At 70.0% G+C, this 13,378-nt stretch carries 12 protein-coding genes and 1 pseudogene; 11 read left to right on the forward strand and 2 right to left on the reverse strand.

The genetic code is table 11. The features are described from left to right. The first annotated feature begins 9 nt into the window (after positions 1-9). From ACFC51_RS16965 to ACFC51_RS16975, 3 genes are all read left to right on the forward strand, one after another. On the forward strand, positions 10-1,260 hold the full coding sequence (locus tag ACFC51_RS16965) for a site-2 protease family protein (protein WP_376529659.1): 1,251 nt from the start codon (positions 10-12) through the stop codon (positions 1,258-1,260). 42 nt (positions 1,261-1,302) lie between these two features. After that, on the forward strand, positions 1,303-2,211 hold the full coding sequence (locus ACFC51_RS16970) for a tRNA (adenine-N1)-methyltransferase (protein ID WP_376369648.1): 909 nt from the start codon (positions 1,303-1,305) through the stop codon (positions 2,209-2,211). Positions 2,212-2,409: 198 nt separating this feature from the next. Beyond that, complete coding sequence (locus ACFC51_RS16975; RefSeq protein ID WP_376529392.1) at positions 2,410-3,006, forward strand: hypothetical protein; 597 nt, start codon at positions 2,410-2,412, stop codon at positions 3,004-3,006. A 25-nt stretch (positions 3,007-3,031) separates the two neighbouring features. Here the strand turns inward: ACFC51_RS16975 and ACFC51_RS16980 are convergent, their stop codons facing one another. Then, the gene (locus tag ACFC51_RS16980) at positions 3,032-3,343 is read right to left on the reverse strand and encodes a ferredoxin (protein WP_376369645.1); all 312 of its coding nucleotides are present in this window, start codon (positions 3,341-3,343) and stop codon (positions 3,032-3,034) included. Between the two features lie 241 nt (positions 3,344-3,584). Here ACFC51_RS16980 and arc point away from each other — a divergent pair, with 241 nt between their 5' ends. The 6 genes and pseudogenes from arc to prcA all read left to right on the forward strand — a co-directional run bounded on the left by arc (position 3,585) and on the right by prcA (position 9,404). Then, on the forward strand, positions 3,585-5,351 hold the full coding sequence (arc, locus tag ACFC51_RS16985; protein WP_376369643.1) for a proteasome ATPase: 1,767 nt from the start codon (positions 3,585-3,587) through the stop codon (positions 5,349-5,351). Positions 5,352-5,579: 228 nt separating this feature from the next. After that, the gene (dop, locus tag ACFC51_RS16990; protein WP_329226992.1) at positions 5,580-7,091 is read left to right on the forward strand and encodes a depupylase/deamidase Dop; all 1,512 of its coding nucleotides are present in this window, start codon (positions 5,580-5,582) and stop codon (positions 7,089-7,091) included. A 120-nt stretch (positions 7,092-7,211) separates the two neighbouring features. After that, on the forward strand, positions 7,212-7,430 hold the full coding sequence (locus ACFC51_RS16995; protein ID WP_073751996.1) for a ubiquitin-like protein Pup: 219 nt from the start codon (positions 7,212-7,214) through the stop codon (positions 7,428-7,430). Positions 7,431-7,525: 95 nt separating this feature from the next. Next, positions 7,526-7,712, forward strand: a pseudogene (locus tag ACFC51_RS17000) (endonuclease domain-containing protein); the annotation flags it as partial. Continuing rightward, positions 7,664-8,509 (forward strand): proteasome subunit beta, encoded by an 846-nt coding sequence (gene prcB / locus ACFC51_RS17005; RefSeq protein WP_376529395.1) that lies wholly within the window; start codon positions 7,664-7,666, stop codon positions 8,507-8,509. The pseudogene ACFC51_RS17000 and the gene prcB, both read left to right, overlap by 49 nt. A gap of 55 nt (positions 8,510-8,564) precedes the next feature. Further along, positions 8,565-9,404: a proteasome subunit alpha gene (prcA, locus tag ACFC51_RS17010; RefSeq protein WP_376369640.1), complete on the forward strand. Its 840-nt coding sequence runs from the start codon at positions 8,565-8,567 to the stop codon at positions 9,402-9,404. Between the two features lie 150 nt (positions 9,405-9,554). Here prcA and ACFC51_RS17015 read toward each other — a convergent pair whose 3' ends face one another. After that, positions 9,555-10,583 (reverse strand): LacI family DNA-binding transcriptional regulator, encoded by a 1,029-nt coding sequence (locus tag ACFC51_RS17015; RefSeq protein WP_376369638.1) that lies wholly within the window; start codon positions 10,581-10,583, stop codon positions 9,555-9,557. Positions 10,584-10,712: 129 nt separating this feature from the next. Between ACFC51_RS17015 and ACFC51_RS17020 the strand changes: the two genes are divergently transcribed. Both ACFC51_RS17020 and pafA read left to right on the forward strand, forming a co-directional pair. Next, positions 10,713-11,972, forward strand: coding sequence for an MFS transporter (locus tag ACFC51_RS17020; RefSeq protein ID WP_376369636.1), 1,260 nt, complete (start codon positions 10,713-10,715; stop codon positions 11,970-11,972). Positions 11,973-11,981: 9 nt separating this feature from the next. Next, positions 11,982-13,343 carry a Pup--protein ligase gene (pafA, locus tag ACFC51_RS17025; RefSeq protein ID WP_329226983.1) on the forward strand — a complete coding sequence of 454 codons (1,362 nt, stop codon included), beginning with the start codon at positions 11,982-11,984 and terminating at the stop codon, positions 13,341-13,343. Positions 13,344-13,378: the final 35 nt, after the last annotated feature.

Consider the following 13,378-nt stretch of genomic DNA (forward strand, 5'->3'; position numbering starts at 1 on the left):
AGGGACCCCGTGGACGAGAGCGGCGACAGCGGGCGCCCGCAGCCCGGCGCAGGGGGCACCGACCCCGGCACCGGACCGAAGAAGGGCGAACCACGACGTCCGGCAGAGCCCGGCGGCGGCCTCCTCATGGGCCGCCCCTTCGGCGTACCGGTGTATGTGGCACCCAGCTGGTTCGTCGTCGCGGCTCTGATCACCTGGGTCTTCGGCGGCCAGCTCGACCGCGTCCTGCCTGAGCTCGGCGGCGCCCGTTACCTGGTCGCTCTCTTCTTCGCGATCGCCTTCTACGCCTCCGTACTGGTCCACGAGCTGGCCCACACCGTCGCCGCCCTGCGCTACAAGCTGCCGGTGCGCCGCATCCAGCTCCAGTTCTTCGGCGGCGTCTCCGAGATCGAGAAGGAGTCGGAGACCCCCGGCCGCGAGTTCGTCCTCGCCTTCGTCGGGCCGCTGCTCTCCCTCGTGCTCGGCGGCCTCTTCTACATCCCGCTCCAGTTCGTCGAGGCCGGCACCGTCCCCGGTGTGCTCCTCGCCGGACTGATGGTCTCCAACCTCATCGTCGCGGCCTTCAACCTCCTGCCCGGCCTGCCGCTGGACGGCGGACGCATGCTCCGGGCCGTCGTCTGGAAGATCACGGGCAAGCCCATGAGCGGCACCGTCGCCGCCGCGTGGGTCGGCCGCGGACTGGCCGTCACCGTCCTCATCGGGCTCCCCCTCCTCACCCACACCGGCGCCCTCGGCAACTCCACCAGCGAGATCAGCGGTGTGGAGACTGTCACCGACGCCCTGCTCGCCGCGATCCTCGCCGGGATCATCTGGACCGGCGCGGGCAACAGCCTGCGGATGGCCCGCCTCCGCGAGCACCTCCCCGACCTGCGGGCCCGCACCCTCACCCGGCGCGCCGTCCCCGTCGAGTCCGCCACCCCGCTCTCCGAGGCCCTGCGCCGCGCCAACGAGGCGGGCGCCCGCGCGCTGGTCGTCGTCGACGGGCACGGCAGCCCCAAGGGCGTCGTGCGGGAGGCGGCCATCGTCGGCGTCCCGGAGCACCGCAGGCCCTGGGTGGCCGTCAGCGGCCTCGCCCAGGACCTCACCGAGGGCATGAAGGTCCCCGCCGAGCTCGCGGGCGAGGCGCTCCTGGACCGGCTGAAGGCGACCCCCGCGACGGAGTACCTGGTCGTCGAGGACACCGGCGAGATCTACGGCGTCCTCTCCACCGCCGACGTCGAGCGCGCCTTCGTCAAGGCCATGGCCCGTCCGTCGGCCTGACGCCCCGGAAAGCGGCCCCCGAATTACCGGTAGGCTGGTCACATGTCCGAACCGACCGGTGCCGCCCGCCGTCGCGGCCCATTCACAGTCGGGGACCAGGTCCAGCTCACCGACCCCAAGGGACGCCACTACACCTTCACGCTCGAAGCCGGAAAGAACTTCCACACCCACAAGGGTTCTTTCCCGCACGACGAGCTGATCGGTGCTCCCGAGGGCAGTGTTGTCCGTACCACGGGAAACGTCGCCTACCTCGCGCTGCGCCCCCTGCTCCCCGACTACGTCCTGTCCATGCCCCGCGGTGCCGCCGTGGTCTACCCGAAGGACGCGGGCCAGATCCTCGCCTTCGGTGACATCTTCCCCGGCGCCCGCGTCGTCGAAGCCGGCGTCGGCTCGGGTGCGCTCAGCACCTTCCTGCTGCGCGCCATCGGCGAGCAGGGCATGCTGCACTCCTACGAGCGCCGCGAGGACTTCGCCGAGATCGCCCAGCAGAACGTCGAGCGCTACTTCGGCTCCCCGCACCCCGCCTGGCAGCTCACCGTCGGCGACCTCCAGGACAACCTCTCGGACACCGACGTCGACCGTGTCGTCCTGGACATGCTCGCCCCGTGGGAGTGCCTCGAGGCCGTGTCCAAGGCCCTGGTGCCCGGCGGCATCCTCTGCGCCTACGTCGCGACCACGACCCAGCTCTCGCGGACCGTCGAGTCCATCCGCGAGATCGGCTGCTTCGCCGAGCCGCAGCCCTGGGAGTCGATGATCCGCAACTGGCACGTCGAGGGTCTGGCCGTCCGGCCCGACCACCGGATGATCGGCCACACCGGATTCCTCGTCACCGCCCGCCGTCTCGCGGACGGCGTCACGCCGCCGCCGCGCCGCCGCCGCCCCTCCAAGGGCGCCTACGGCGAGGACTACGACGGCCCCGGCAGCCGGAGCGGATCCGCCCCCCGCGACTGACGTCGCGCAACGAGCAGGCGCCGTCGCCGAGTTCCCGGACCGACCCGGGAGCCCGGCGGCGGCGCCTTTCCGCTGCCCGCGCGGACCCCGGCGTTCCCCTCGGGTGTGAGGTGTGGCACGATGCTGGCCACCCCCCGCCCGCCGACGTCCGCTCGGCACCGCCTATCCAGGCTCCAGGAACCACAGGAGACATACCGCGTGCAGACCTCCGCGCTCCCGGACCTCGCGCACACCGACGCCAAGCCGGTGCACTGGCTCGCCACGGCGACCGCGATGGCCGCGGTCGTCGCCGCCGCGGGGCTGCTCCAGCCCGAAGCGGCCACCGCCACCGCCTCGGCGTCCGAGCACCGTGTGACCGAGCGGCACGAGGGCGCGCCCGCTGCGACGGCGCCCGATCCGGCCGGAGTCACCTTCCCGCTCGACTGCGGCGCCGCGGGGCGGACCGTGGCCGACAGCGCCCAGGGCGACCTGGACGGGGACGGCGGGCCCGAGACCGTGGCCGTGGTCCGCTGCGCCGCGGGGTCCGGCACCCCGCCCAGCGGCATCTACGTCGTGACACGGCGGAGCGGGGCCGCACCGCGGGTCGTGGCGACCCTGGTGGACCCCGCTCAGAAGCTCAGTGTCACCGGCCTCACCGTACGGGACGGGAAGATCTCGGCCACTCTGCTCGGCTACTCCTCGGCCGACGTGCCGCGCTGCTGCCCCGACGAGCTGGAGAACGCCGCCTGGCAGTGGAAGGGCAACGCGTTCATCAGGACCGCCGGCCCCGCCGGGAGCACGGCACAGGGCGTCTGAGCCCCGCCGGCGCCTCCGGCGCGCGTCACGCCGCGTCCGGCCCGAAGACTTCCACGTTGTCCGAAACGCGACGTACATGGATGCAGTCGCCCGGGCACTCCTTGGCCGAGTCCACCACGTCCTGGAGGAGGGGCAGCGGCACCGGAGTGGTGGCGCCCTTGTCCTGGAGGAGCTCGTCGTCGGAGCTCTTCACATAGGCGAGACCGTCGATGTCCAGCTCGAACACCTCAGGTGCGTACTGCACGCAGATGCCGTCGCCCGTACAGAGGTCCTGGTCGATCCAGACCTCGAGGTCCTGCGTGTCACTGTCGCCCGGACGGTCCTGCTGCACGGTCATGTGTCCTGCCGTTCCCTGCGTATCTGCACCAATTGAAGCCAGCCCTGACGGGTGTTGAACGCTTCGACGATACAACCGGCTGCTTTCCGGTGCCGAAGGGTGGGTATTCCCTTGGCGTGAGGGAGAGCGCAAGGGTGAAGATCGGACACACTCCCGGGTCTTTGTGATCTAGGGGTTTCAATCATCACCCACCCAGGTAGGGTCAGGAAGCGTCCAGCTCCCCTTGGAGGAGGTGAGGACCGTGGCAGCCCACGACGACGACATCAACCGCGGCATCCGGCCCGGGCGGGGGTCAGAAGACCCAGCCGGCCAGGTTGCCTATCTCGAGCAGGAAATCGCCGTCCTGCGACGTAAGCTCGCCGACTCTCCGCGTCATACGAGGATTCTCGAAGAGCGGATCGTCGAGTTGCAGACCAACCTGGCAGGCGTGTCCGCACAGAACGAGCGGCTCGCCCATACGCTCCGGGAGGCCCGCGACCAGATCGTGGCCCTCAAGGAGGAGGTCGACCGGCTCGCACAGCCGCCGGCCGGCTTCGGTGTCTTCCTGCAGGCCAACGAGGACGACACCTGCGACATCTTCACCGGGGGCCGCAAGCTCCGGGTGAACGTCAGCCCCAGCGTCGAGCTCGAAGGCCTCCGGCGAGGCCAGGAAGTCATGCTCAACGAGGCGCTCAACGTGGTCGAGGCCATGGAATTCGAGCGGGCCGGGGACATCGTCACCCTCAAGGAGATCCTCGAGGACGGCGAGCGCGCCCTGGTCGTCGGGCACACCGACGAGGAACGGGTGGTGAGGCTCGCCGAGCCCCTCCTGGACATCACCATCCGTCCCGGCGACGCCCTGCTGCTCGAACCCAGGTCCGGCTACGTCTACGAAGTGGTCCCCAAGAGCGAGGTCGAGGAGCTCGTCCTCGAAGAGGTCCCGGACATCGACTACGAGAAGATCGGCGGCCTGGGCGACCAGATCGAACTGATCCGCGACGCGGTCGAGCTCCCGTACCTCCACCCGGACCTCTTCAAGGAGCACGAACTGCGTCCGCCGAAGGGCATCCTGCTCTACGGCCCTCCGGGCTGCGGCAAGACGCTGATCGCCAAGGCCGTCGCCAACTCGCTGGCCAAGAAGGTCGCCGAGGTCACCGGACAGCCCGCGGGGAAGAGCTACTTCCTCAACATCAAGGGCCCCGAGCTCCTCAACAAGTACGTCGGTGAGACCGAGCGGCACATCCGTCTCGTCTTCCAGCGTGCCCGGGAGAAGGCGAGCGAGGGTACCCCCGTCATCGTCTTCTTCGACGAGATGGAATCCCTCTTCCGCACCCGTGGTTCCGGTGTCAGCTCGGACGTGGAGAACACCATCGTCCCCCAGCTGCTCGCCGAGATCGACGGTGTGGAAGGCCTGGAGAACGTCATCGTCATCGGTGCCTCCAACCGCGAGGACATGATCGACCCCGCGATCCTGCGGCCCGGCCGTCTCGATGTGAAGATCAAGATCGAGCGTCCGGACGCGGAGGCGGCGAAGGACATCTTCGCGAAGTACCTCACGCCGTCGCTGCCGCTGCACTCGGACGACCTGGCCGAGCACACGGGATCGAAGGAAGCCGCCGCCCACGCGATGATCCAGTCCGTCGTGGAGCGGATGTACACCGAATCGGAGGAGAACCGGTTCCTCGAGGTCACCTACGCCAACGGTGACAAGGAAGTCCTGTACTTCAAGGACTTCAACTCCGGAGCGATGATTCAGAACATCGTGGACCGGGCGAAGAAAATGGCCATCAAGGCATTCCTCGAGCAGGGCCAGAAGGGCCTGCGCGTCTCCCATCTCCTCCAGGCGTGCGTGGACGAGTTCAAGGAGAACGAGGACCTGCCCAACACGACCAACCCGGACGACTGGGCCAGGATTTCCGGAAAGAAGGGCGAGCGGATCGTCTTCATCCGCACACTCGTCACCGGAAAGCAGGGCGCGGACACCGGTCGGTCCATCGACACGGTGGCAAATACCGGACAGTACCTGTAAATCGCAGACCGGCTGCGGATGCCCGGCAGGGTGTCCGCAGCCGGCCGTTTTCCCGGCAGGGTCCGGCCACACCCGAACAATGACGTAATTGATCTCCCCACCGGCGCGGAGGCGCTCTAGGCTCTGCCGTACCGCCGAGTCGCGCAGTGCGGGGACGGGCACCGTGGACCAGCAGCGGTACTTGAGCGCCGCTCCCGGACGGGAGCGCCGCCGGGCAAGGAGGGCCGCATGACCGTACGGCGAGTAATGGGCATCGAGACGGAGTACGGGATCTCCGTTCCCGGTCAACCCAACGCCAATGCCATGCTCACCTCGTCCCAGATCGTCAACGCCTACGCGGCGGCGATGCACCGGGCGCGGCGCGCCCGCTGGGATTTCGAGGAGGAGAATCCGCTGCGCGACGCGCGAGGCTTCGACCTCGCCCGTGAGACCGCAGACTCCAGTCAGCTCACCGACGAGGACATCGGCCTGGCCAATGTCATCCTCACGAACGGTGCGCGGCTGTACGTCGACCACGCGCACCCCGAATACAGCTCACCGGAGATCACCAACCCGCTGGACGCCGTGCTCTGGGACAAGGCGGGAGAGCGGGTGATGGCGGAGGCGGCGGAACGCGCCGCCGCGATCCCCGGCGCCCAGCCGATCCACCTCTACAAGAACAACACCGACAACAAGGGCGCGTCCTACGGCACGCACGAGAACTACCTGATGAAGCGGGAGACCCCCTTCTCGGACATCGTGCGCCATCTGACCCCGTTCTTCGTCTCCCGCCAGGTCGTGACCGGCGCCGGCCGCGTGGGCATCGGCCAGGACGGCCACGAGCACGGCTTCCAGATCAGTCAGCGCGCCGACTACTTCGAGGTCGAGGTCGGCCTCGAGACCACGCTCAAGCGCCCCATCATCAACACCCGCGACGAACCGCACTCCGACGCCGAGAAGTACCGCAGGCTCCACGTGATCATCGGCGACGCGAACCTCTCCGAGATCTCGACGTACCTGAAGCTCGGCACCACCTCGCTGGTCCTGGCCATGATCGAGGACGGCTTCATCAAGGTCGACCTGGCCGTCGACCAGCCGGTCCGCACCCTGCACCAGGTCTCCCACGACCCGACGCTCAAGCAGCTGGTCACGCTCCGTAGCGGACGGACACTCACCGCGGTGCAGCTCCAGATGGAGTACTTCGAGCTGGGCCGCAAATACGTCGAGGAGCGGTACGGCGCGGACGCCGACGAGCAGACCAAGGACGTCCTGGCGCGCTGGGAGGACACCCTGAACCGCCTGGAGAACGATCCCATGAGCCTCTCGGGCGAGCTGGACTGGATCGCCAAGCGGGAGCTCATGGAGGGCTACAGGCGCCGTGACGGCCTGGACTGGGACGCCCCGCGCCTGCACCTCGTGGACCTCCAGTACGCCGACGTACGGGCCGACAAGGGCCTGTACAACCGCCTGGCGGCCCGGGGGAAGATCAAGCGGCTGCTCGACGAGAGCGACGTCGAGCGGGCCCGTACGAAGCCGCCCGAGGACACCAGGGCCTATTTCCGGGGCCGCTGCCTGGAGCAGTACGCGGACGACGTCGCCGCGGCCTCCTGGGATTCGGTCATCTTCGACCTGCCCGACCGCGACTCGCTGCAGCGGGTGCCCACGATGGAACCGTTGCGCGGTACACGTGCTCATGTCGAAGGGCTACTGGACCGCTGCCGCACCGCGGAAGAGCTGGTCCGGACACTCACGGGGGGCTGAAAGGCCCTCCGGCTGGGAATCAATCAGATGACCTCCGGACGTTGAGGAAAGTACCGGGCCAATGTCGGACCCCGTAGGTAGGGTCTGATCAAGTGCTTCGAACCGAGCGGGGTGAGCTATATGGCGACCAAGGACACCGGCGGCGGACAGCAGAAGGCGACGCGTTCCACCGAGGAGACCGAGGAGCAGGCGCAGGAGGCGCAGGCGTCCGAGGACCTCGCGGAGCGGCAGGAGAAGCTCAGCGACGACGTGGACGACGTCCTGGACGAGATCGACGACGTGCTCGAGTCCAATGCCGAGGACTTCGTCCGCTCGTTCGTCCAAAAGGGCGGCGAGTAACAGCCCGGAGATCGGGTCCGGACCGCTCGCCGAGTCGGCCGGCGTCTTCTGTGGGATGCCCCGGCAACCGGGGCATCCCGCGCAAGCGCTTCTGGCCCCGGGATCATGTTGATCACCGTCACAGTGCGGGTAGGGTCCCTGGCGTACTGCTTCAACTGCAATGCGGCCATCGGCACGTTGGGGGATGTTCCTGACTGCTTACGCAGGGCCATCGCATACCTGGAGGGAAACGCGTGGAAGCCAACACTCGTAGCACCGGGCGTCTACCAGCTGCCTTCCTGACGCCGGGTTCGTCGTCGTTCATGGACTTCCTGTCCGACCACTCGCCCGAGATCCTTCCGGGCAACCGCAGCCTGCCGCCGCTGCAGGGCGCGATCGAGGCGCCGCACGGCACCACGATCGTCGCGGCCTCCTTCCCCGGCGGAGTGGTGCTTGCCGGTGACCGGCGGGCGACCATGGGCAACATGATCGCGCAGCGCGACATCGAGAAGGTGTTCCCGGCCGACGAGTACTCGGCGGTGGGGATCGCCGGCACGGCGGGTCTGGCCGTGGAGATGGTCAAGCTGTTCCAGCTGGAGCTGGAGCACTTCGAGAAGGTCGAGGGCGCCACGCTCTCCCTCGAGGGCAAGGCCAACCGGCTCTCCACGATGATCCGCAGCAATCTGGCGATGGCCATGCAGGGCCTGGCGGTCGTCCCGCTCTTCGCGGGGTACGACGTCGACCGCGAGAAGGGCCGGATCTTCTCGTACGACGTCACCGGCGGGCGTTCCGAGGAGCACGGCTACGCGGCCACCGGCTCCGGCTCCGTCTTCGCGCGCGGGTCGATGAAGAAGCTGTACCGCAACGACCTGACGGAGGAGCAGACGCTCACCCTGGTCGTGCAGGCACTGTACGACGCCGCCGACGACGACTCGGCGACCGGCGGCCCGGACGTGGCCCGCCGCATCTATCCGATCGTCACCGTCATCACCGACGAGGGCTTCCGCAAGCTCGACGACACGGAATCCTCGGAGATCGCCCGCGCGATCCTGGAGCGCCGGCTCGAGCAGCCCGACGGCCCCCGTGCCGCGCTGCTCTGACCGGTCCGATGCCTCTCCGATGCACTCGTCACTGACAGAAAGGGACGGATAGCCGGTGTCGACGCCGTTCTATGTCTCACCCCAGCAGGCCATGGCCGACCGGGCGGAATACGCCCGGAAGGGCATCGCCCGTGGTCGCAGCCTGGTTGTGCTGCAGTTCGCCGACGGCATCGTGTTCGTCGGCGAGAACCCGTCCCGCGCGCTGCACAAGTTCAGCGAGATCTACGACCGGATCGGCTTCGCCGCCGCCGGCAAGTACAACGAGTACGAGAACCTCCGGATCGGCGGGGTCCGCTACGCCGATCTGCGGGGCTACACCTACGACCGCGACGACGTGACGGCCCGTGGCCTGGCCAACGTCTACGCGCAGACGCTCGGCACCATCTTCTCCAGCGCCGCCGAGAAGCCGTACGAGGTGGAGCTGGTGGTCGCCGAGGTCGGTGCCGGCCCCGAAGGGGACCAGATCTACCGGCTGCCGCACGACGGCTCGATCGTCGACGAGCACGGCTCGGTCGCGGTCGGCGGGAACGCCGAGCAGATCAGCAGCTTCCTGGACCAGCGCCACCGCGACGGGATGTCCCTCGCGGAGGCGCTGAAGCTGGCCGTGCAGGCGCTGTCCCGTGAGGCCAACGGGAACGAGCGGGAGATCCCCGCTGAGCGGCTCGAGGTCGCGGTCCTGGACCGCACGAGGCCGCAGCAGCGCAAGTTCAAGCGGATCGTCGGCCGGCAGCTGGCGAGGCTGCTGGGCGCGGACGGCGCCGGGGCCACCCCGACGGACGCCCCGTCCGACACCGAGGAGCCCGAGGGCGGCAGCACCCCGGCCGCCGGTACCGACACTCCCGGCAAGGACCCGGACGGTCCTGCCGGGGACTCGGGCGGGACCACGAAGGAGTAGCCCCGCGACGTCCTCATGACGGAGCCCTCCGGCCGCCTCGCGCGGCGGCCGGAGGGCTCCGTCACGCGGTGGACGGAGAGCTCGTCATGCGGTGGGCGGGCGGCGGCTCCGTACGCGGCGGGCGGCTCCGTCACGCGGTGGGCGGCTCCGTCACGCGGTGGGCGGGGGAGCGGTGGAACCGCGTGTCACGAGGGTGACCGGGAGGTCGCGGTGCTCCGCCCGGCGGCCCTCCAGGACGTCCAGCAGCGCCGTCATGCCCCGCTCGCCCACCTGCTCGGCCGGCAGGCGCACGGTGGTGAGCTCGGGCTCCACCGCCGTGGCGAGCGCCAGGTCGTCGAAGCCGGTCACCGAGATGTCGTCGGGCACCCGCAGTCCCCGTCTGCGCACCGCCTTGCAGGCGCCGGCGGCCAGGATGTCGTCGTCGCAGACGATCGCCGTGGGCAGGGGGCCGGGGGAGGCCAGGACCGCCTCGGCCGCCTCGCGCCCCGACCGTACGTCCAGCGGGGCGGTCACCGTGCGCAGGACCGCGCCGGGGGCTTCCGCCACGGCCTCCCGCAGCGCCCTGGCGCGCACCGCGAAGGTCCAGGTGTCCACGGCGGACGCGAGGTGCACGATCCGGCGGTGGCCCAGCCCGAGCAGATGGTCCGTCACCTGGCGCATGCCGTCCGCGATGTCGAGGTTCACGCGCGCCGCGGCGCCGCCGTCCCCGGGGTCGCTGTCCAGCATCACCAGTGGCAGGTCCGCGCCCCGCAGCGCACCCAGGGCGTCCGCGGCCATCGACGAGGCGATCACCCCGTCGAGCGCCGCGCGGGCCGAGGCGAACGGGTCCCTGGCCGGGCCGGTGCCGTCGGGGGACGGATACAGGACCACGCCGAAGTCGTGCTCCGCGGCGACGGCGGCGGCGCCCGTGTACACCCGCGCGAAGAACTCGTTGGTGAGCGCGGGGACGACGAGGAGCGCCGTGCGGGTGCGGCCCATGCGGAGGCTGCGGGCGGCGAGGTTCGGCCGGTAGCCGAGGTCCCGTGCGCCGGCGCGGACCCGCTCGGCGGTGGCGGCCGACACGCGGCCCTGCCATTTCCCGCCGAGCACGAGCGAGACCGTGGCCTGCGAGACACCCGCGGCCCGTGCCACGTCACGGCTGGTGGGCCGGGGTGGGGCGGGCTGCCGCGCGCTGCTCACTCGTGCCTCCGTGCTGGCCGGGTCGGATGCGGCGGGATGGACTCCCGGGCTGCCCACATGGTACGTATGACCAGCGACGTTATACGTAAAACCCCGAGGCTGCGACACCGGCGGGGGAGAGGGGCGGACATGGCCGCGGGATATCTGGACATCCTCAGGGCGCGGCACGCCGCCCGGCTGCTGGCGGGGACGCTGGTGGGGCGGCTGCCGAACGGCACCGCCCACATCGCGATCGTCCTGTTCACCCGGGCCGAGGGCGGCAGCTACACCCTCGCGGGCGCCCTCGCGGCGGCCTACGGGCTCGCCACGGCGGTGGGGCAGCCGCTGCTGGGCCGCGCCGTGGACCTGTACGGCCAGCCGCGCGTGCAGCTCCCCGCAGCGGTCGTCTCCGCGCTCGGCATGGCCGCCCTGGCCCTGACGGGCCTCGGCCGGCTCCCCGCGGCCTACGCGGCCGTCGTCGTGGCCGGCCTGTTCACGCCCCCGCTGGAGGGCGGGCTGCGCGCCCTGTGGCCGACGGTCCTCGGCAGGGAGGACCGGGTGCACCGGGCGTACGCCATGGACGCGGTGGCGCAGGAGGTCATGTTCACCGTGGGGCCGCTGCTCGTGACGGTCCTGGTGTCGCTCTGGTCGCCCGCCGCCGCCCTCCTCGTCATCAACGCCGTGGGAGTGCTCGGGGCGCTCTCCGTCGTCCTCTCCGAGCCCTCCAGGACCTGGCGTTCGGCGCCGCGCGAGGCCCACTGGCTCGGGGCCCTGCGCTCCCCGGGTCTGCTCGCCCTCCTGGGCGCCTTCTTCTTCGTCGGGCTCGCCCTCGGATCGATCACGGTGGCCGGTGTCGCCTACGCCGACGATCACGGCCGGGAGTCCGTGTACGGCTGGCTGATGGCCGCGCTCGGCCTCGGTGCGCTGATCGGCGGAGCGGTGTACGGCGCGCGGCAGTGGGCGGGGGCGCCCGAGCGCAGGCTGCGGGTCATCGTCGCGCTGCTGGCGCTGGGCTATCTGCCGCTGATGCTCACCCCCGGTGTGCCCGCCATGACCGCGCTGGCGGCCCTCGCCGGGGTCTTCCTCGCCCCGGCGATCGCCTGCTCCTTCATCGTCGTCGACCGGCACGCGCCGCGGGGCACCGTCACCGAGGCGTTCTCCTGGCTCGTGACGACCTTCGGCGTCGGCGCTGCGGCCGGTACGGCGGTGGCGGGACCGGCGGTCGAGCTCGGCGGGACGGCGTGGAGTTTCGCCGTCGCCGGGGCCGGTGGAGTGGCCGCCCTGCTGGTGCTGCTGGCCACCGGAAGGGTCCTCGCAGCTCCCGGGCGTACGCCCGCAGTTGTGGCCGGTTCGGAAAATGATCGAAACGGTGCTGCCGAACCCGGTTTCAGCTCAGGCCATAAGGCGTAATGTTCAGTCATGGACCGCCGCATTTTCGGGCTGGAGAACGAGTACGGCGTCACGTGCACGTTCAGGGGACAGCGCCGACTGTCACCTGACGAAGTGGCGCGCTACCTCTTCCGCCGTGTTGTGTCATGGGGCCGCAGCAGCAATGTCTTCCTGCGGAACGGCGCCCGCCTCTACCTCGACGTGGGATCGCATCCGGAATACGCGACACCCGAATGCGACAACGTGACCGAGCTGGTCACGCACGACAAGGCGGGCGAGCGCATTCTCGAAGGCCTGCTCGTCGACGCCGAACGCCGCCTGCACGAGGAGGGAATCGCGGGCGACGTCTATCTCTTCAAGAACAACACCGACTCGGCAGGAAACTCCTACGGATGCCACGAGAACTACCTCGTGGCCCGGCACGGAGAATTCTCCCGGCTCGCGGACATCCTCATTCCGTTCCTCGTCACCCGCCAGCTGATCTGCGGTGCCGGCAAGGTGCTGCAGACGCCGCGCGGAGCCGTCTACTGCGTGAGCCAGCGGGCCGAGCACATCTGGGAGGGCGTCAGTTCCGCCACGACACGCTCCCGCCCGATCATCAACACCCGCGACGAGCCGCACGCCGACGCGGAGCGGTACCGCCGCCTCCACGTCATCGTCGGCGACTCGAACATGTCCGAGACGACCATGCTCCTCAAGGTCGGTGCCACCGACCTCGTGCTGCGCATGATCGAGGCGGGCACGGTGATGCGCGACCTGACCCTGGAGAACCCGATCCGGGCCATCCGCGAGGTCAGCCACGACATCACAGGACAGCGGAAGGTGCGCCTGGCCAGCGGCCGGGAGGCGTCGGCCATCGAGGTCCAGCGCGAGTACTACGAGAAGGCCGTCGACTTCGTCGAGCGCCGGGGCATCCGCACCGGCACCGTCGACCAGGTCCTCGAACTGTGGGGCCGCACGCTGGACGCCATCGAGGCGGAGGACCTCGACCGGATCGGCACCGAGATCGACTGGGTCATGAAGTACAAGCTCATCGAGCGGTACCGGGCCAAGCACAACATGACGATGTCGAATCCGAGGGTCGCTCAGATAGACCTCGCCTACCACGACATCCACCGGCGGCGCGGGCTCTACTACCTCCTGGAGCGCAAGGGCCAGGTCGCCCGCATCTGCAACGACCTGAAGATCTTCGAGGGCAAGTCGGTGCCCCCGCAGACGACCAGGGCGCGGCTGCGCGGCGACTTCATCCGCCGCGCCCAGGAACAGCGGCGGGACTTCACCGTCGACTGGGTCCACCTCAAGCTCAACGACCAGGCGCAGCGCACCGTGCTGTGCAAGGACCCCTTCCGTTCCGTCGACGAACGGGTGGAGAAGCTGATCGCGGGCATGTGATCCGGGACGAAGCCGTCCCGCCCCGAATGCGACCG

Origin of the sequence: Streptomyces sp. NPDC055962, from assembly GCF_042270185.1 — a bacterium.
Lineage (GTDB): Bacteria > Actinomycetota > Actinomycetes > Streptomycetales > Streptomycetaceae > Streptomyces.